Annotated in this window: 2 protein-coding genes; both read left to right on the top strand. The window is 71.5% G+C overall.

Annotated features, from left to right (window positions below; all coding sequences use genetic code 11):
* Positions 1-7 precede the first annotated feature (7 nt).
* Positions 8-20,200: a non-ribosomal peptide synthase/polyketide synthase gene (locus tag AB0I68_RS09975; RefSeq protein ID WP_363176735.1), complete on the top strand. Its 20,193-nt coding sequence runs from the start codon at positions 8-10 to the stop codon at positions 20,198-20,200.
* A gap of 5 nt (positions 20,201-20,205) precedes the next feature.
* Positions 20,206-21,814, top strand: a 1,609-nt coding sequence (locus AB0I68_RS09970; protein WP_363176734.1) for a condensation domain-containing protein, incomplete at its 3' end; no start/stop codon positions are given.

Genomic DNA, 21,814 nt, shown 5'->3' with positions numbered 1-21,814 from the left:
GACCCGCATGTCTCAGGACGACCTTCGCCTGCCCCTGTCCGCGGCCCAGTACGACATCTGGCTCGCGCAGCGCATCGGCGCTCCCAGCCCGGTCTACAACTCCGGTGAGTTCGTGGCGATCGACGGGCCGCTGGACCGGCCGTTGTTCGAGACCGCGCTACGGCAGGCCGTGGCAGAGGCCGAAGGGCTGAACGTCCGGATCGTGGAGGACGCCCACGGACCCCACCAGGTCGTCACGCGGCCCGAGTGGTCCCTCACCGTCCTGGACCTGAGTTCGTCCTCGGACCCTGAGGCCGAAGCGCACGCGTGGATGCGGGAGGATCTGGCCCGCCCTGCGGACCCGATGGCGAGCCCGCTGTTCGCGTACGCGCTCTTCCGTCTCTCCGCAGACCGCCACCTCTGGTACCAGCGGTACAACCACGTGGTCATGGACGCCTTCGGCTGGTCGGTGTTCGGACGGCGCGTGGCGGCGATCTACACCTCGCTCGTGCGCGGGACCTCTTGCGCCGAGGCCAGGTTCGGGTCGATCACGGACGTCCTCGATGAGCAGGAGGGGTACCGGGGCTCCGCCGGTCAGGACGAGGACCGCGCCTACTGGACCGGTCGCTTCGCCGACCGGCCGAACCCGGTGGCCCTGGCCGTCGGCGGCGCGGCGGACGCCGAGTTCCGACGCGAGACGACCCACCTCGCCCCTTCGACAGCGGAACGCGTCCGGCGGTCGGCGGCCGCCGGCGACGTGAACTGGTCGAACGTCGTCATCGCCGCGGCAGCCGTGCACTTCGCCAGGATGACCGGCAGCTCCGACGTCGTGTTCAGCGTCGTCGTGACGGGTCGCGTCACCGCGCTCTCGGGACGCACCCCCGGCACGATGGCCAACATCGTGCCGATGCGGGTGCGCGTGGACCCGCGGGAGGACATCCTCACCCTCGCCCGACGGGTGAAGGACGAACTGCGCGCCATCGCGCGGCACCAGCGGTACCGGGGTGAGGACCTGCGCCGCGAACTCGAATGGCCGGTCGGTGGCAAACGGCACTTCGGACCGCTCGTCAACGTCGTCACCTTCGACAACGACCTGGATTTCGCGGGTTCGAAGGGCACCACGCACGACGTCTCGATACCGCCCGCCGAGGATCTGATGATCACCGTTCGGGGCGGTTCCGCGGACGGCCGGATCCGGATCGACTTCGACGGAGACGTGTCGTCGCCGGGGAGCGACGACTTCGTGGCCCACCAGGCGGCCTTCGTGGCCTTCCTCGAAGCGGCGGCCGCGGAACCGCGGATGCCGGTGGGGCGGCTGGACACCCTCACCGAGGCCGGGCGGCACAGGGTCGTGGAGGAGTGGAACGACACCGACGAGCCGTTGCGGGCCGTCACCCTGCCGGAGTTGTTCGCGGCTCAGGTGGGGCGGTCTCCGGATGCGGTGGCGGTGGTGGGTGACGAGGGGTCTTCGCTGTCGTATGCGGAGTTGGACGAGTGGTCGAACCGGGTGGCGCGCTGGTTGATGGGGAGGGGTGTGGGTCCGGAGGGTCGGGTGGCCGTGTTGATGGAGCGGTCGGTCGATTTGATGGCGGTGTTGTGGGGGGTGCTCAAGGCGGGGGCGGCGTACGTTCCGGTGGATCCGGAGTATCCGGCGGACCGGATCGAGTACGTGCTGGCCGATGCGGATCCCACGGTGGTGGTGTGCTCGCGTGCGACGGCACGGGATGCGTCGTGGGTGGTGTGGGACGACGAGGCGACGGCCGCCGAGATCGCGTCCTGCTCCGGCGCCGCGCCGGCGTCGACGGTGACGCCCGGATCGGCGGCGTACGTGATCTACACGTCGGGGTCGACGGGTCGTCCGAAGGGTGTGGTGGTCGGTCACGGGGCGATTACGAACCGGTTGTTGTGGATGCAGGGGCAGTTCCCGTTGGGGAGCGATGACCGGGTGTTGCAGAAGACGCCGACGGGGTTCGACGTGTCGGTGTGGGAGTTGTTCTGGCCGTTGGTGGTGGGCGCCGGTCTGGTGATGGCGAGGCCGGGTGGGCATCGGGATCCGGCGTACCTGGTGGACGTGGTGGCCCGGCAGTCGGTGACGGTGATGCATTTCGTGCCGTCGATGCTGAGCGCGTTCCTTCCCGAGGTGGCTCCGGGTGCCTGCGCTGGTCTGCGCCGGGTGATGTGCAGCGGTGAGGCCTTGTCCGCGGAGGTCGTGGCGGACTTCCGGGCCGTACTGGACGCGGAGCTGTTCAACCTCTACGGGCCGACCGAGGCCGCGGTGGACGTGACGTCCTGGGACTGCTCGGGCGGGGCAGGGCCGTCGGGGTCGGTGCCGATCGGTCGTCCGGTGTGGAACACGCAGACGTACGTGTTGGACGAGTTCCTGCGTCCGGTTCCTCCTGGTGTGACGGGGGAGTTGTATCTGGCGGGTGTGCAGTTGGCGCGGGGTTATGCGGGTCGGGCTGCTCTGACCGCTGAGCGGTTCGTGGCCTGTCCGTTCCCGGGTTCGGATCGGATGTACCGGTCGGGTGACCTGGTGCGGTGGTCCGCGGATGGTGAGTTGCTGTATCTGGGGCGTGCGGATGATCAGGTGAAGATCCGTGGTTTCCGGATCGAACTCGGCGAGATCGAGAGCGTGTTGGCCGGACACGAGGGTGTCGGGCGGGTCGCGGTGGTGGTCCGGGAGGACCAGCCGGGCGTGAAGCGGCTGGTCGCTTACGTCGTACCGGCCGGACGAGAGGTCGACGGGGAGGTCCTGCGGGAGTTCGCCGCGCAGTCCTTGCCCGAGTACATGGTCCCGGCCGCGTTCGTGGGCCTGGAGTCGTTGCCGGTCACGGTGAACGGAAAGCTGGACCGGGCCGCGCTGCCCGCGCCCGAGTTCACCGGTTCCGCCGGCCGCGGCCCGGCCACCGCGGTGGAGGAGGTGTTGTGCGGGCTGTTCGCCGGGGTGCTGGGCCTGGAACGGGTCGGCGCCGAGGACTCGTTCTTCGCACTCGGCGGCGATTCCCTCCTGGCGACGCGGCTGATCGCCCGTATCCGTTCCGTACTCGACGTCGAGATCGGCATCCGGGACGTGTTCCGGGCACCCACCGTCGCGGAACTGGCGGACCGGGCCGACGGGTCGCGGACCACCGGAGTCCGCGTGCCCCTGGTCGCACGGGAGCGGCCCGAGAAACTGCCGCTGTCCTTCGGCCAGCAGCGGATGTGGTTCCTCAACCAGCTCGAGGAAGCCGGAGCCGGCGCCGCCTACAACGTACCGCTGATCCTGCGTCTGTCCGGCGCCCTCGACCGGGCGGCCCTGAAAGCGGCTCTGGTCGATGTCGCCGACCGGCACGAGAGCCTGCGCACCGTCTTCCCTGGCATCGACGGAGTTCCCCGGCAGGACATCCTGGAGGGTCCGGCCGGCCGGCCGGAGCTCCGCCTGCGCACGGCCGGGGAAGCCGATCTGCCCCTCGCGCTCGCCACAGCGCTCGCCGAGGGCTTCGACCTGGCGCGCGAGCTGCCCTGGCGGGTCGACCTGCTGACGTTGTCCCCCTCGGAGCACGTACTGATCGTGGTGGCACACCACATCGCGGTCGACGGCTGGACGATGGGCATCCTGGCCCGTGACCTGCGCACCGCCTACGCGGCCCGGCTCACGGGCGGGACGGCCGGATGGCCGCCGCTGCCGGTCCAGTACGCCGACTACGCGCTCTGGCAGCGCGAGGTGCTCGGTGAGGTCACCGACCCCGGCAGCCTCGTCAACACCCAACTCGCCCACTGGCGCGAGGTGCTGGCCGACCTGCCGGACCAGCTGACCCTTCCGGCCGACCGGACCCGGCCCGCGGTCTCGTCGTTCCGGGGCGGGTCCGTCCCGATCGAGCTCGGCGCACAGGCGCACGCGGGCCTGGTGGAGGTGGCGAGGCAGGGTTCGGCGACCGTGTTCATGGTCGTGCAGGCGGCTCTGGCGATGCTGCTGGCCCGGCTGGGGGCGGGCACCGACCTGCCCATCGGAACCGCCGTGGCGGGCCGCGGGGACAGCAACCTCGACGACCTGGCCGGCTTCTTCGTCAACACCCTGGTGCTGCGGACGGACGCCGCCGGCGACCCCACGTTCGCCGAACTGCTGGACCGCGTCCGGGAAACGGACCTGGCGGCCTACGCCCACCAGGACCTGCCGTTCGAGCGACTCGTCGAGGACCTCAACCCGGCCCGGTCCCTCGCCCGCCATCCGCTGTTCCAGGTCATGCTCGTTCTCCAGAACGTTCCGCCCGCGGACTGGGACCTGCCGGGCCTGACCGTCCAGACCCTGGAGGAGCGGTCCCTGCCCGACGAGGCCGTCCCCGCGCGCGTCGACCTGTCGGTCAGCCTCGCCGAGCACCGCGACGAACAGGGCGCGCCCGCGGGGATCAACGGCGACCTCCAGTACGCCGTCGACCTGTTCGACCAGCCCACGGCCCGGGCCCTGGCCCGTCGGCTGGTGCGGGTACTGGAGCAGGTCGCGGCCGACCCGGCCGTCCGGATCGGTGAGGTCGACGTGCTGATCGAGGGCGAACGCTCCCGCGCCCTCGTCGCATGGAACGACACCGCCCGGGACACACCGGTTCCGACGCTGCCCGAACTGTTCGAGGCGCGGGTGGCGCGCGACCCGGACGCCGTCGCGGTGGTCGGCGACGACACCACGCTGACCTACGCGGAACTGGAGACACGGGCCAACCGGGTGGCACACGCGCTCATCGGCCGGGGCGTGGGCCCCGAGGACCTCGTCGGCGTACTGATGGAGCGCTCGGCCGATCTGGTCGCCGTGCTGCTCGGCGTACTGAAGTCGGGCGCGGCCTACGTGCCGATCGACCCCGGCTACCCGGCCGACCGGGTCGGCTTCATGCTGGACGACACGAGTCCGGCCCTGGTGGTGTGCACCGGCCGGACCGCGGAAACCGCCGCCGGGTTCCCGCGACTCCTCCTGGACCACCCGTCGACCATCGCCGGGATCGCGGACGCTCCGGCGACCCCGCCGACCGACGCCGACCGGGTCGTACCGCTGCGCCCGACCCATCCGGCGTACGTGATCTACACGTCCGGGTCGACCGGGAGGCCGAAGGGCGTGGCGGTCGCGCACGGGGGGCTGGCCAACTTCGTGGCCTGGCGGGTGGCGGAGTACGGATGGGGTCCGGGCGACCGGGTCCTGCAGTTCGCCTCCGTGTCCTTCGACGTGTCCGTCGCCGAGATCTTTCCCGCGCTGGCGGGCGGCGCGACACTCTGCGTCGCGCGCCGTGACGGAGACGCCCTGCTGGAGCTGGAGAGGCTGGCGGTCAACGCCGTCACGTTCACTCCGAGCGTCCTGGAGTCGCTCGTCGGAGAGGGCGAGCGGGCCACGACGGTCCTGGACCGCATCGAGCACGTCGTCCTCGGCGGCGAGGAGTACGGCTCCGAGCTGGTGCGGCGCTGGGCCGAGGGGCGCTCGTTCCACAACGAGTACGGGCCGACGGAGGCCACCGTGACGGTCACCTCGTGGGCCGCTCCGGCCGAAGTGCCGGACGCGGTGTCGCTGGGCGGCCCCGTCGCCGGCGTCAGGGTCTACGTACTGGACGAGTTCCTGCGCCCGGTCCCGCCCGGCGTGTCCGGCGACCTGTACGTCGCCGGGGCCGGGCTGGCACGCGGCTACGTCAGCCGCGCGGGCCTGACGTCCGAGCGGTTCGTGGCCTCTCCCTTCTCCGGCTCCGGGGAGAGGATGTACCGGACCGGTGACCTGGCCCGCTGGACCTCCGACGGCGAGCTCCGGTTCGTCGGCCGGGTCGACGACCAGGTGAAGATCCGCGGCTTCCGGATCGAGTTGGGCGAGATCGAGGCCGTGCTGGCCCGACACGACGGCGTCGGCCAGGTGGCCGTGATCGGCCGCGAGGACCATCCGGGTGTGAAACGCCTGGTCGCCTACGTCGTACCCGCCGAGCAGGACGTCGACGGTGCCACGCTCCGCGAGCATGCCGCGCGGGCCCTGCCCGACTACATGGTGCCCGCCGCCTTCGTCACGATGAACTCCCTGCCGGTCACCGTCAACGGCAAGCTGGACCGGGCCGCGCTGCCGGCACCGACCCGGGGCGACGCGGTCGGCCGGGGCCCGGCGACGCCCCTGGAAGAAGTGCTGTGCGGGCTGTTCCGTGAACTCCTGGGTCCGGAACGCGTCGGCGCCGAGGACTCGTTCTTCGAACTCGGCGGCGACTCGCTGCTCGCGATGCGGTTGATCGTACGGATCCGGAAGGTCCTCGGCGCCGAGATCAACATCCGGCAGCTGTTCGGCGCGCCCTCCGCCGCGGGGATCGCCGCACTCGTCGAGAACGACCGGAGCGTCGCCCGGACCGGCGTGGTCGCACGACAGCGGCCCGAGACGCTGCCGTTGTCGTTCGGCCAGCAGCGCATGTGGTTCCTGAACGGGCTGGAGGAGGCCGGGGCGGGCGCCGCGTACAACGTGCCCCTCGCCCTGCGCATGTCCGGTGAGCTCGACGTGGCCGCCATCGAGGCGGCCCTCGGCGACCTCGCCGACCGGCACGAAACCTTGCGCACCCGCTTCCCCGCCACGGGAGGCGTCCCCCGCCAGGACATCCTGGACGGCCCCGACGGCCGCCCGGAGCTCCACGTCCGCGACATCGCCGAAGACGAACTGCCCGCCGCGCTCGCCGAGGCGGCCGACCGGCGGTTCGACCTGGCCCACGACCTGCCGTGGCGGACCGAACTGCTGGTGCTGCCCGGCAGCGAATACGTGCTCTCGCTGGTCGCCCACCACATCGCGGTGGACGGCTGGTCGATGGGCGTACTCGCCCGGGACCTGCGCGCCGCCTACGCGGCCCGCCGGCACGGCATCCCCGCCACCTGGTCGGTGCTGCCGGTCCAGTACGCCGACTACGCGCTGTGGCAGCACGAGATGCTCGGCGACCTGGCGGACGAGAACAGCCTGATCGCCGCCCAGCTCGGCTACTGGCGGGCGGCGCTGAACGGACTCCCCGAGGAACTGACCTTCCCGACGGACCGTGTCCGGCCCGCCGTGCCCTCCTTCCGGAGCGGCTCGGTGCCGGTCGCGCTCGGCGCGGAGGCGCACGCGGGCTTGGTGGAGGTGGCGAGGCAGGGCTCGGCGACCGTGTTCATGGCCGTCCAGACGGCACTGGCGATGCTGCTGGCCCGCCTCGGCGCCGGCACCGACCTGCCGATGGGCACGGCCGTCGCGGGACGCGGTGACTCGGCCCTGGAGGATCTGGCGGGCTTCTTCGTCAACACGCTGGTGCTGCGGACCGATGCGAGCGGGGACCCCACGTTCGCCGAACTGCTGGACTGCGTCCGGGAAACCGATCTGGCGGCCTACGCCCACCAGGACGTGCCGTTCGAGCGGCTGGTGGAGGAGCTCAACCCGGTCCGCTCGCTCGCCCGGCACCCGCTCTTCCAGGTCATGCTGCTGCTCCAGAACCTCCCGGATCCCGAATGGGAGCTGCCCGGACTGACCGTCAGCGCCTACGAGTCCGCGTCCCCGCCCGCCCGTTTCGACCTGTCCGTGACCCTCACCGAGCGCCGCGACGGGCAGGGCGCCCCGGACGGCATCGACGGAGACCTCTCGTACCCCACCGACCTGTTCGACGAGCCGACCGCCAGAACGCTCGCCGACCGGCTCGTCCGGGTACTGGAACAGGCGGCCGCCGACCCGCAGGTGCGGGTCAGCGGGCTCCACGTCCTCGACGACGCCGAGAAGCACCTGGTCGTCGAGGGGTGGAACGACACCCTGCGGCCCTTCCCCGACGAGACGTTGCCCGAGCTCTTCCGCTCACAGGCGGCCCGCACGCCGGAGGCCGTCGCGATCACCGGCTCCACCGCGACCTGGACGTACGCCGAACTCGACGAGCGTTCCAACCGGGTCGCACACTGGCTGATCGGCCGAGGAATCCGCCCGGAGTGCCGCGTCGGTGTGGTGATGGACCGGTCGCCCGAGCTGATCGCCGTCCTGCTGGGTGTCCTGAAGGCGGGAGCGGCCTATGTGCCGCTCGACGGAGGGCACCCCGATGAGCGGCTGCGCGCGGTGGTGGCCGAGGCCGGCGTGTCGCTGGTGCTGGCCGACCGTGACCTCGACGGCCTCCCGACGGCCGCCGCGGCCGAGGCGTTCGCGGCCGCACCGGTGGACCCCGACCTCGCCCTGCCGCCGGACGGGCTGGCGTACGTGATGTACACGTCCGGGTCGACCGGTGTACCCAAGGGCGTCGCCGTCACCCATCGGAACGTCGTGAGCTTCGTCCTGGACCGCAGCTGGGACGGCGCTCTCTCGGAGCGCGTCCTGCTGCAGGCCAACCACGCCTTCGACGCCTCGACGTACGAGGTCTGGATGCCGCTGGTGCGGGGCGGTGCCCTGGTCGTGGTACCGGCGGGCGAGGTGGACGCGGCGGAGCGTGGCCGGTTGATCGCCGAGCACGGTGTGACCAATGTGCATGCGACGGCCGGTCTGTTCCGGGTGTTGGCGGAGGAGTCGCCGGAGATCTTCGCGGGTGTGCGTGAGGTGTCGACCGGTGGTGACGTCGTTTCGGCGTCGGCGATCCGGTCCTTGTTGGCTGCGCATCCGGGGCTGACGGTTCGCTCGACGTACGGGCCGACGGAGACGACGGCGTTCACCACGCAGATCCCGTACACCGCGGGGGACGAGGTTCCGGATGGTGTGCCCCTGGGGTACCCGATGGACAACAGCAGGTCCTACGTGCTGGACGAATTCCTGCACCCGGTGCCTCCGGGTGTCGTGGGCGAGCTGTACGTGGCGGGGTCGGGGCTGGCACGCGGCTACGACGGTCGGGCGGCTCTGACGGCGGAGCGCTTCGTGGCCTGCCCCTATGGCGCCGGCCGGATGTACCGGACGGGTGACCTGGCGCGATGGTCCTCCGAGGGGCGGTTGCTGTTCGCCGGTCGCGTGGACGATCAGGTGAAGATCCGTGGTTTCCGGATCGAGCCGGCCGAGGTGGAGGCGGTGCTGGCCGCGCACGAGAGCGTGGCTCAGGTCGCCGTGGTCGTGCGCGAGGACCAGCCGGGAGTCAAGCGGCTGGTCGCGTACGTCGTGCCGGCCGATGCCGACGCGGGCGTGGATGTCGTACGGCTCGGGGACCACGTCGCGGGCAAGCTGCCGGACTACATGGTCCCGGCCGCGTTCGTGCGGCTGGAGACCCTGCCGGTCACCGTCAACGGAAAGCTCGACCGGGCCGCGCTCCCGGCCCTCGAGTTCGGCGGCGGCGAAGGCCGCAAGCCCCGGACCCCGTTGGAAGAGCTGTTCTGCGCACTGTTCGCCGAGGTGCTGGACCTGGAACGGGTCGGGGTCGAGGACTCCTTCTTCGCACTCGGCGGCGACTCCATCATGTCCATGCTGGTCGTTGCCCGGGCCCGGCGCGCCGGAGCGCTGATCACGGCCCGGCAGGTGTTCGAACACAACACCCCGGCCGGGCTGGCGCGGGTGGCCGGGACGGTCACCGAGCAACCGGCGGAACCCTCCGCGCGGAGCACCGGACCGGTGCCCCTGACCCCCGTGATGCTCGAACTCGCAGGACGGGCCGGGTCGGTGGCGCTGACGGGCACGCTGTCCCAGTCGACGCTGCTCCAGGTCCCGCCCGGACTGGACCCGCAACGGCTGCGCACGGCCGTGCAGTCACTGCTCGACCGGCACCCGATCCTGCGCTCACGGCTGGAGTTCGCCGAAGGAACGGGACGGCTGGTGATCCCGGAGCAGGACACCGGGCCGACGGCCGCGCACTGCGTGGTCCGCGCCGTCACGGACGATGTGGAGGCCGAGGCGGAGCGCGCCCTACGGCACATCGATCCGCAGGCCGGGGCGATGGTACGGATGGTGTGGTTCGACGCCGGACCGGACGCGCCGGGCCGATTGCTGCTCGTGGCCCATCACCTGGTGATCGACGTCGTGTCGTGGCGGACACTCGTACCCGAACTGGCCGCCGCGTACGAGTCGACGGCGGACGGCAGGGAACCGGCACCCGCCACGTCGTCCACCCGGTTCCAGCGGTGGGCCCTGGAACTGGCCGCGCAGGCGACGAGTGCGGAGCGGGTGGCGGAGCTGCCCGACTGGATCCGGCTGCTCGAAGGCACCCACGCGCCGCTCGCCGACCGGGCCCTCGACCCGGCCGTCGACACCGAGGGCGCGGGCATGCGGCGGGTCGAACTCCGGCTGCCGGTGTCGGTGACGTCGGAGCTGCTGACACGCGTACCGGCCGCCTTCCATGCCGGAATCGACGACGTGCTGCTCGCCGGCCTGGTCGCGGCCCTGGAGGAGTGGCGGCTCGACCGGGGTCGGGGCGCTGCCGGCCCGATGCTGGTGGATGTCGAAGGGCACGGTCGCGTGCCCCTCTCCGACGGCATGGACCTGACGGGCACGATCGGCTGGTTCACCAGCTCCCACCCCCTGCGACTGGACGCCGGTTCCGCGGACTTCGCACAGGTGCGCGCCGGTGGACCGGAGGCGGGCCGACTGCTCAAGCGGGTCAAGGAACAGGTTCGTGCCGTACCGGGCGACGGACTCGGGTACGGAATGCTCCGTCACCTGAACCCCGAGACCGCCTCCGCGTTCGAGGGGCTGGCCTCCGCGCAGATCGGCTTCAACTACCTCGGCCGCGTCACGCACGCCGCCGAGCCGGGCGGGGGAAGCTGGCGGCCCGTCGGCGAGCTCGGCCTCGCGGGGAGAACGGACCCGCGCATGGCCGCCTCCCACGCCCTGGAGGCCGGCGGCCTGGTCACCGAGCTGCCGGACGGTCCCGAGCTGACCGTGTCCGTGGTCTGCCCGGTCGGCCTGTTCGACGAGGAGGCCCTGCGCCGGCTGACGTCCGGCTGGGTGGCGATGCTCACCGGACTGGCGACCCACGCCGCCGACCCGGACAGCGGCGGCCACACCCCGGCCGACTTCCCGCTGGTCGCCCTCGGCCAGGCCGAGGTGGAGGAACTCGAGGCGGACTTCCCCGGCCTCGTCGACGTATGGCCGCTTTCGCCATTGCAGGAAGGCCTGCTGTTCCACGCCCGGTACGACGAGGGGACGCGCGACGTCTACGTCGAGCAGACCTTCGTCGACCTGGACGGCGGCCTGGACACCGGCTCCCTCCGGAAGTCCTGGCAGGCGCTGCTCGACCGGCACGCGAACCTGCGCACCGGCTTCCGGCAGCCCGCCGGGATGGAACGGCCCGTCCAGGTGGTCGTACCCGAGGTGGAGCTGCCCTGGCGCGAGGCGGACCTGTCCGGCCTGCCCGAGGCGGACGCCGAGGTCGAGGCCGGGCGGCTGGCGAGGGCGGAACAGTCCCGGTTCGATCTGGCGACTCCGCCGCTGCTTCGGGTGCTGCTGGTGAGGCTGGGCGCCACGCGCCACCGCCTCTTCGTGACGCTGCACCACATCGTGCTGGACGGCTGGTCACTGCCGGTCCTGTTCGGCGAACTGTCCGAGATCTACGCGGCCCGGGGCGACGCCGGGGCGATGCCGCCGGTCACCTCGTACCGGGAGTACCTGGCATGGCTGGGCCGTCAGGACAAGGACACCGCACGGGAGGCATGGCGGGCGGCCCTGGCGGGGACGTCCGAGCCCACCCTCGTCGGACCGATCGACCGGGCGGTGGAGCCGATGGCCCCGCGGACGATCGGCACGTCGGCCGATCCGCGGCTGAGCGGGGCACTGCGCGACATGGCGCGCACGAACGGGTTCACGCTCAACACGGTGATCCAGGGCGTGTGGGGCGTGCTGGTCGGGATGCTCGCGGGCCGGACGGACGTGGTGTTCGGCGCCACGGTCGCCGGTCGTCCGGCCGAACTTCCGGGTGTCGAGCGGATGCTGGGACTGCTCATGAACACCGTCCCGGTACGGGTACGTCTCGACCCGGGCCGTACGGTCATGGACCTCCTGGTGGAACTCCAGTCCCGGCAAGTCGAACTGATGACGCACCACCATCTGGGGCTGACCGAGATCCAGCGTGTTGCGGGCGCCGGCGCGACCTTCGACACCCTGCTGGCGTACGAGAACTATCCGCGGCACCCGGAGGGGCCCCTGCGGCTCGACGGAGTCACGGTGGGCGCGCTCGACGGAGAGGACGCCGCCCACTACCCGCTGTTCCTCGGGGTCATCCCGGGCGACCGGCTGGAACTGCGCCTCGACTACCGGCCCGACGTACTGGACGAGGCGACCGTACGGGCCCTGGCGGGACGGCTGCTGCGGCTCCTGGAACAGGTGGCCGCCGACCCGGGGACGTGCGTGGGGCAGCTGGACCTGCTCGAACCGGCCGAGCGGAACACGGTCGTGGAGGAGTGGAACTCCACCGGCCGGCCGCTCCCCGCGACGACCCTGCCGGAGTTGTTCGCGGCTCAGGTGGGGCGGTCTCCGGATGCGGTGGCGGTGGTGGGTGACGAGGGGTCTTCGCTGTCGTATGCGGAGTTGGACGAGTGGTCGAACCGGGTGGCCCGCTGGTTGATGGGGAGGGGTGTGGGTCCGGAGGGTCGGGTGGCCGTGTTGATGGAGCGGTCGGTCGATTTGATGGCGGTGTTGTGGGGGGTGCTCAAGGCGGGGGCGGCGTACGTTCCGGTGGATCCGGAGTATCCGGCGGACCGGATCGAGTACGTGCTGGCAGATGCGGATCCCACGGTGGTGGTGTGCTCGCGTGCGACGGCACGGGATGCGTCGTGGGTGGTGTGGGACGACGAGGCGACGGCCGCCGAGATCGCGTCGTGTGCGGGGGATCCGCTCGGGTCCGATGTGGAGGTCGTGTCCGGTCTTCCGGCGTACGTGATCTACACGTCCGGGTCGACGGGTCGTCCGAAGGGTGTGGTGGTCGGTCACGGGGCGATTACGAACCGGTTGTTGTGGATGCAGGGGCAGTTCCCGTTGGGGAGCGATGACCGGGTGTTGCAGAAGACGCCGACGGGGTTCGACGTGTCGGTGTGGGAGTTGTTCTGGCCGTTGGTGGTGGGCGCCGGTCTGGTGATGGCGAGGCCGGGTGGGCATCGGGATCCGGCGTACCTGGTGGACGTGGTGGCCCGGCAGTCGGTGACGGTGATGCATTTCGTGCCGTCGATGCTGAGCGCGTTCCTTCAGGAGGTCGGTCCGGGTGATCGCGCAGGTCTGCGGCAGGTCTTCTGCAGTGGTGAGGCACTGACGCCCGATCTGGTGGAGGAATTCGACCGCCGGATCGGTGTGCGGCTCCACAACCTCTACGGGCCGACCGAGGCCGCGGTGGACGTGACGTCCTGGGACTGCTCGGGCGGGGCGGGGCCGTCGGGGTCGGTGCCGATCGGGCGTCCGGTGTGGAACACGCAGACGTACGTGTTGGACGAGTTCCTGCGTCCGGTTCCTCCTGGTGTGACGGGGGAGTTGTATCTGGCGGGTGTGCAGTTGGCGCGGGGTTATGCGGGTCGGGCGGGGTTGACGGCTGAGCGGTTCGTGGCCTGTCCGTTCCCGGGTTCGGATCGGATGTACCGGTCGGGTGACCTGGTGCGGTGGTCCGCGGATGGTGAGTTGCTGTATCTGGGTCGTGCGGATGATCAGGTGAAGATCCGTGGTTTCCGGATCGAACTCGGCGAGATCGAAAGCGTGTTGGCCGGACACGAGAGTGTGGCTCGGGTCGCGGTGGTGGTCCGGGAGGACCAGCCGGGCGTGAAGCGGCTGGTCGCCTACGTCGTACCGGCCGGCGAAGACGCGGATGTGGACCGGCTGCGGGCGCATGCTGCCGAGAGGCTGCCGGAGTACATGGTCCCGGCCGCGTTCGTGCGGCTGGAGTCGCTGCCGGTCACGGTGAACGGAAAGCTCGACCGGGCCGCCCTGCCCGCCCCCGAGTTCGGCGGCGGCGAAGGCCGCGAGCCCCGCAGTCCGCTGGAGGAGTTGTTCTGCGGGCTGTTCGCCGAGGTGTTGGGGCTGGAGCGGGTCGGGGCCGAGGAGTCGTTCTTCGCGCTCGGCGGCGATTCGATCATGTCGATGCTGGTCGTCTCCCGGGCCCGGCGGGCGGGCGTGGTGATCAACGCCCGCCAGGTGTTCGAGCACCGCACCCCGGCCGCCCTCGCCGCGGTCGCCGAGACGAAGACGATCGGGGCCCCTGCGGCCGAGCGGGCGACCGGCACCGTGCCGTTGACCCCGCTGATGCGCGAGTTGGTGGAACGGGCGGGCCCGACGGTGCTGACCGGGGCGTTCTCCCAGTCGATGCTGCTCCGGGTGCCGGCCGGGTTGGAGTTGCCGCGTCTGGAGGCGGCACTTCGGCGGCTGCTGGATCACCATGACGTACTGCGTGCTCGCCTGGAGCTCGCCGATGGTGCACCGAACGTGCTCGTGATTCCGGAGGAGGGCTCTGTTCTGCCCGTCGTGCGGCGGGTGGACGCGGCTGGTCTCGGTGATGGCGCGGAGTGGGCCGACGTCGTGCGGGTGTGTGCTGAGGACGAGGCGAAGCAGCTCGATCCGGTGGCCGGTGGGATGGTGCGGGCCGTGTGGTTCGACGCCGGGCCGGATGCGCAGGGGCGGCTGCTGATGGTGGCGCACCACCTGGTGATCGACGGCGTGTCGTGGCGGGTGCTCGTTCCGGATCTCGCGGCGGCGTACGAGGGACCTGACGCGGCCCTCGATCCCGTCACGACCTCGTTCCGGGGTTGGGCGCAGGCGCTGGCCGGGGAGGCGGCGACCGAGGAGCGGTCGGCGGAGTTGTCGTCGTGGATCCGGGTGCTGGAGGGGCCGGATCATCTGCTGGGTGGGCGTGGGCTGGATCCGGCCGTGGACACGGTCGCGGGTGGGACGCGTCGTGTGGAGCTTCGGGTGCCCGTGTCGGTGACGTCGGAGTTGCTGACGCGCGTGCCGGCCCTCTTCCACGCGGGCATCGACGACGTTCTGCTGGCCGCGTTCGTCGCGGCCGTGGACGAGCGGCGTGCGGTCCCGGGCGGGGTGCTGGTGAACGTGGAGGGGCACGGCCGTGTGCCGCTCTCCGACGGCATGGACCTGACGCGCACGGCCGGCTGGTTCACCAGCTCCTACCCGGTCCGACTCGACCCGGGAACGGTCGACCACGAGGGAATCCGGTCCGGTGGTCCGGAGGCGGGTCGTCTGCTGAAGCGGGTCAAGGAGCAGGTGCGGGCGGTTCCCGGGGATGGTCTGGGGTACGGGCTGCTGCGCCATCTGAACCAGGAGACGGCTTCCGCGTTCGAGGGGCTGCCCTCGGCGCGGATCGGCTTCAACTACCTCGGACGGTTCCGGTCCGCCGACGTCGCCGTGCGCGGGGACTGGCATCCCGACGGTGACACCGTGCTGGGCGGGACGGCCGACGAGCGCATGGTCCTCACATACGAGCTCGATGCCGGCGGTCTGGTCCGTGACCTTCCCGAAGGGCCGCAGCTGACGGTCTCGTTGGCCTGCCCGGCGGGACTGTTCGACGATGCCGCGCTGTCGCGGATCGCCGATGGCTGGGTGGCGATGCTGGCCGGGCTGGCGGCGCACGCCGGTGAGCCGGGTGCCGGGGGTCGTACGTCTTCCGACTTCTCGTTGGTGGCGCTGGGCCAGGACGAGGTGGACGAGCTGGAAGCGGCTGTACCGGGGCTGGTCGACGTCTGGCCGTTGTCACCGTTGCAGGAGGGGCTGCTCTTCCACGCCCGGTACGACGAGGGCGCGCGTGACGTGTACGTGGGTCAGCGCTTCCTCGACCTCGAAGGGGTGTTGGACGCGGGTCTGCTGCGCAGGTCGTGGCAGGTGTTGCTGGAGCGGCACGCGAGTCTGCGGACGGGGTTCCGTCAGCCGGTCGGCATGGAGAGTCCGGTGCAGGTCGTCGTCCGGGACGTGGAACTGCCGTGGCGCGAGGCCGATCTGTCCGGCCTGACCGACACGGACGCCGAGACCGAAGCGCACCGGCTCGCGGAGGAGGAGCAGGCGATCCGGTTCGACCTCGCGGTACCACCGGCGTTGCGGCTGCTGCTCCTGAAGCTGGGCGACTCACGCCACCGTCTGCTGGTGACCTCCCACCACATCGTCATGGACGGCTGGTCGCTGCCCATCCTCTTCGGAGAGCTGTCGCGGATCTACGCGGCCGGCGGCGACGGGAGCGTCCTGCCGCCGGTGCCGCCGTACCGTGACCACCTCGCCTGGCTGGCACGTCAGGACAAGGAGGCCGCCCGGAACGCCTGGCGCGAGTTCCTCGCGGGCGCCGACGACCCCACGCTCGTCGGGCCCGCGGACCTCGGTGACGGCGAGCCGATCGGACACGTCGTCACTCGTACCGGCGAAGCGCTCACCCGGACCTTGCAAGGAGCGGCCCGTACCCACGGGCTGACGATGAACACCCTGGTCCAGGGTGCGTGGGCGGTCCTGGTGGGAATGCTGTCGGGCCGTACCGACGTGGTGTTCGGTGCCACGGTCGCGGGCCGCCCGGCCGAGATCCCGAGCGTCGAGCGGATGCTCGGACTGTTCATCAACACCGTTCCGGTACGGGTCCCCCTGCACCCGGAACGACGCTTCTGCGACCTGCTGTCGGAGCTCCAGGACCGGCAGTCCGAGCTGATCGCCCACCAGCACCTGGGGCTGACGGAGATCCAGCGCGCGGCCGGTGCGGGCGCGACCTTCGACACCCTCGTGGTCTACGAGAACCATCCGATCGACCCCGATGCCGCGACCGTGCCCGGCGGACTTCCGATCGCCGGTGGCGGGGGCGAGGAAGTGGCCCACTATCCGCTCACCCTCGTGGCGACCCCCGGCGACGGGCTGGAGCTGAGGCTGGAGTACCGGCCCGACGTGTTCGACGGGCCGACGGTCCGGGCCCTCGTGGCCAGGCTGACCCGGCTCCTGGAACGGTTCGCCCTCGATCCGGACGTCCGGGTCGGCGAACTCGACGTACTGGAACCGGCCGAACGGCAGCGGATCCTCGGCGAGTGGAACGACACCGCCCGACCCGAACCGGGCGTGCTGGTCACCGGGCTGTTCGAGGCGCAGGCAGCGCGGACCCCGGACCTGGCGGCCGTCGCCACGGCGGACGAGGCCCTCACGTACGCGGAACTCGACGCACGGGCCAACCAGGTCGCGCACCATCTCATCGGCCGGGGGATCGGCCCCGAAGACCTGATCGGCGTGGTGATGGAGCGGTCGGTCGACCTCTTCGTCGTCCTGCTCGGCGTACTGAAGTCGGGGGCGGCCTACGTGCCGATCGACCCCGGCTATCCGGCCGAGCGGATCCGCTTCATGCTGGCCGACGCCCGCCCGGCGCTCCTGGTGTGCACCCGCGCCAGCACGGAAGCCTTCGCCGGCTTCGAGGCGTTGATCTGGGACGACCCGGATCTGGCGGCCGATCTGGCGGGCCGGCCGGCGACCGCGCCGACCGATGCCGACCGGGTCGCGCCGCTGCGGCCCGCGCACCCGGCCTACGTGATCTACACGTCCGGCTCGACCGGAACGCCCAAGGGCGTCGCCGTCGCGCACCGGGGCTTCGTCAACTACGTGAGCTGGCGGATCGGCGCGTACGGCTGGGGGCCCGGTGACCGGGTGCTGCAGTTCGCCTCGGTGTCCTTCGACACGTCGGTGTCGGAGATCTACCCGACGCTGACGAGCGGGGCGACCCTCTGCGTCGCCCGGCGGGACGGCGACATCCTGCTGGAGCTGGAAACATTGGAGCCCAACGCCGTCACCTTCACCCCGAGCGTCCTGGAGACGCTCCGGGCGGACGACGCGCGGACGGACGCGGTACTGCGCAGGATCGAGCACGTGGTCACCGCGGGCGAGGAATGCGGCCCCGACGTCGTGCGCCGGTGGGCCCCGGGACGCGCGTTCCACAACGAGTACGGCCCCACCGAGGCCACGGTGGACGTCACCAGCTGGACCGCGCCCGCCGCGCTCCCGGACGCCGTATCGCTCGGTGGCCCGATCGCCAACGTCCGCGTGTACGTCCTCGACGAGTGGCTGCGTCCCGTTCCCCCCGGGGTGACCGGAGAGCTGTACGTCGCCGGGACCGGCCTGGCGCGAGGCTACGTCCGCCGTCCGGATCTGAGCTCCGAGCGGTTCGTCGCCTGCCCCTTCTCCGGCTCCGGGGAGCGGATGTACCGCACGGGTGACCTGGCCCGCTGGACCGACGAGGGTGAACTCCGTTTCTCGGGCCGCGTCGACCACCAGGTGAAGATCCGCGGATTCCGGATCGAACCCGGCGAGATCGAGGCCGTGCTCGCCGCGCACGACAGCGTGGGCCGGGTCGCCGTGATCGCCCGTGCCGACAGGACGGAAGGCCGCGCGCACGCCGTCAAGCGGCTGGTCGCCTACGTCGTGCCTGCGGACCCGCACGCCGGAATCGACATCGCGGAGCTGCGCGACCACGTGGCCGGGCTGATGCCCGAGCACATGGTGCCGACCGCCTTCGTCGCGCTCGACTCCCTGCCCGTCACGGTGAACGGCAAGCTGGACCGGGCCGCGCTGCCCGCCCCCGAGCCCGCCGCCCGGCCGGCCGGCCGTGGCCCGGTCACCCCGGTGGAGGAGGTCCTCTGCGCGCTGTTCGCCGAAGTCCTGGGCCTGGAGCGGGTCGGGGCCGAGGACTCGTTCTTCGAACTCGGCGGCGACTCGATCATGTCGATGCTCGTCGTCTCCCGGGCCCGGCGGGCCGGCGTGGTGATCACGGCCCGGCAGGTGTTCGAGCAGAAGTCCGCCGCGAACCTCGGCCGGGTCGCCGGCACGAGCGCCGCAAACTCCACCGCCGTGGTGCGGGTGCCCGACGTGGGCGTGGGGCGGGTGCCGTTGACCCCCGTCATGCGCGAACTCATCGAGCGCGCGGGGCCGACCGCGCTGACCGGGTCGCTGACCCAGTCGATGCTCGTGGAGGTGCCCGCCGGGCTGGACCTCACCCGGCTGGGGGCAGCGGTGCGGGCACTCCTGGACCACCACGCCGTACTGCGTGCCCGCCTCGAACTCGTCGACGGCGTTCCGGACGCGTTGGTGGTGCCGGAGGAGGGCGCCGGGCCGTCCGGAGCCGAGTGCGTGGTCCGCGCCGCGACGCCGGACGTGCCGGCCGAGTTCCGGAGCGCTGTCGACCGACTCGACCCGTCGACCGGCGTGATGGTCCAACTGGTGTGGTTCGACGAAGGGCCCGACACGCCCGGACGCCTGCTGCTGGTGGCGCACCACCTGGTCGTCGACGGCGTTTCCTGGCGCGTCCTCCTCCCGGACCTGGCATCCGCCTACGAGGCCCTGGAAGCCGGACGGGACGTCGAACTCGACCCGGTCGGCACCTCGTTCCGCCGGTGGGCGCGAACCCTGGAGGCCCAGGCGGCCAGTGCCGAACGGACGGCCGAACTGCCCACGTGGGCGGCGCTGCTGGACGGCCCCGACCCGCTGATCGGGAACAGGGCGCTCGACCCGGCCGTGGACACCGTGGCCGCCGGCGTCCACGCGGTCTCCCTGCCCGTCCCCGTCCCCGTGACCACGGACCTGCTCACCCGCGTCCCGGTGGCCTTCTACGCCGGGATCGACGACGTGCTGCTGGCCGCGCTGGCCGGCGCGGTGGCCGAGTGGCAGCGCGCCAGGGGCCGCGACACCGCGGCGGGGATGCTGGTGGACGTCGAGGGCCACGGCCGGACGTCACTGACCGGCGGTCCCCACGCGGACGACCTCGAACTCGACCTGACCCGGACCGTCGGCTGGTTCACCGGCTCCCACCCGGTGCGCCTCAACCCCGGCACCGAGGAGTACGCGAACATCCGGGCCGGCGGAACCGCGGCGGGCGACCTCATCAAGCGGGTGAAGGAGCAACTGCGGGCGGTCCCCGCCGACGGGCTCGGCTTCGGACTCCTGCGCCACCTGAACCCGGGGACGGCGCCGGCCCTGGCCGGCGTGCCCACTCCGCAGATCGGCTTCAACTACCTGGGACGATTCGCCTCCGCCGTTGGGCAGTTGGACGGCCATGACATCGGAAAGGCGAGATGGCAGCCTGTCGGGGACGTGGTCCTGGGCGGCACGGCGGACGCCCGGATGGCCGCTTCGCACGCCCTCGAAGCCGGTGGACTGGTCCGTGACCTGCCCGACGGTCCCGAACTGACCGTGACCCTGACCTGCCCGACGGGGCTGCTCGACCGGGACGCCCTCCACGAGCTGGCGACGGGCTGGGTCGCGATGCTCACGGGGCTCGTGGCCCATACGGCAGACCCGGACGGTGCTGCCCGCACCGGCGGTCACACGCCCTCCGACTTCACCCTGGTCGACCTCGACCAGGACGAGATCGACGAGTTCCAGATACATCTCGCCACCGAAAAGGAGTGACTGCAGTGACCCAGGTGCGCATCGAGGATGTGTGGCCGCTCTCACCGCTTCAGGAAGGTCTCCTGTTCCACGCGGGGTACGACGAGGAGGCCCATGACATCTATGTGCTCCAGGGTGCGATGGAACTCCGGGGCGAGCTGGACGCGGACCTGTTACGCAGCTCCTGGCAGGCACTCCTCGACCGGCACGCGACGCTGCGGGCGAGTTTCCAGCGGCGGGGCACGGGCGACCCCGTCCAGCTGATCGCCTCGGGCGTGAAACTTCCCTGGCGTGAGGTGGATCTGTCCGGGCTGGACGGCGCCGAAGTGCAGTCGGAGGCCGAACGCCTCGCGGCCGCCGAGAAGACCCGGTTCGACCTGGCGGTTCCGCCGTTGCTGCGGTTGTTGCTGCTGAGGCTGGACGAGTCGCACTACCGGCTCGTGTTGACGATGCATCACATCGTGATGGACGGTTGGTCGCTGCCGGTTCTGTTCGGTGAGTTGTCGGAGTTGTACGCGGCCGGTGGTGACGTGTCGGTGCTGCCGCCGGTCACGCCGTATCGGGAGTATCTGGCGTGGTTGGGCCGTCAGGACAAGGAGGCGGCGCGGGAGGCCTGGCGCGAGGCGCTCGCCGGGACGGTCGAGCCGACGCTGCTCCACCCGGCCGACCCCGGCACGAAACCCTCCGTCCCCGGCCACACGACGTTGAAGGTCGGCGCCCGGTTGACGGCGGAGTTGGGCGAGGTCGCCCGTGCGCACGGTCTGACGCTGAACACCGTGATCCAGGGCGTGTGGGGTGTGCTGGTCGGGATGTTGACCGGCCGTAGTGATGTCGTCTTCGGTGCCGTGGTGGCGGGGCGGCCGGCGGATCTGCCCGGTGTGGAGCGGATGCTGGGGCTGTTCATCAACACGGTGCCGGTGCGGGTACGCCTGGACCCGGACCGCACGGTGGCGGAACTGCTGACCGAACTCCAGCTCCGGCAAGCGGAACTGCTGCCGCACCAACACCTCGGACTGACGGAGATCCAGCGTCTCGCCGGAACCGGCGCGACGTTCGACACGCTCCTCGTGTACCAGAACTATCCGCGGACCCCGGACGGCCCGTTGCGGCTCAGCGGCCTGAAGATCGACGGCTCGGCGAGCGAGGACGCCGCCCACTACCCCCTGGCCCTGGCCGTCGCCCCGCTCGACGATCTGGAGCTGCGGTTCGACTACCAGCCCGACCGGTTCGACGCGGCGGCCGTCGCGACCATGGGAGGGCGACTGGTCCGACTCCTGGAACAGATCGCCGCGGACCCCACGCTGCCGGTCGGCCGGCTCGACGCGCTGGAGGAGACCGAGCGTCGTCTGGTGGTGGACGGATGGAACGACACGGCTCGGCCGGTTGCGGTGGGGAGTCTTCCGGAGTTGTTCGGTGCCCAGGTGGCGCGGACTCCGGATGCGGTGGCGGTGGGGTCGGGCGATGTTGCGCTGACGTATACGGAGTTGGGCGAGCGTGCGGATCGGGTGGCGCGTTGGCTGGCTGGTCGGGGTGTGGGCCGGGAGTGCCGGGTCGGTGTGGTGATGGACCGGTCGGTGGATCTCGTATCGGTTCTGTTGGGTGTGGTGAAGGCGGGAGCGGTGTATGTGCCGCTGG

It is taken from the genome of Streptomyces sp. NPDC050448, from assembly GCF_040655295.1.
Classification (GTDB): Bacteria; Actinomycetota; Actinomycetes; order Streptomycetales; family Streptomycetaceae; genus Streptomyces.
Note: the sequence above shows the minus strand (reverse complement) of the source record. Positions and strands in the feature narration are given on the sequence as shown.

What these genes read in the sequence shown, in the direction of transcription:
- AB0I68_RS09975 (WP_363176735.1), top strand. Translation starts at nt 8, where the DNA reads ATGTCTCAGGACGACCTTCGCCTGCCCCTGTCCGCGGCCCAGTACGAC.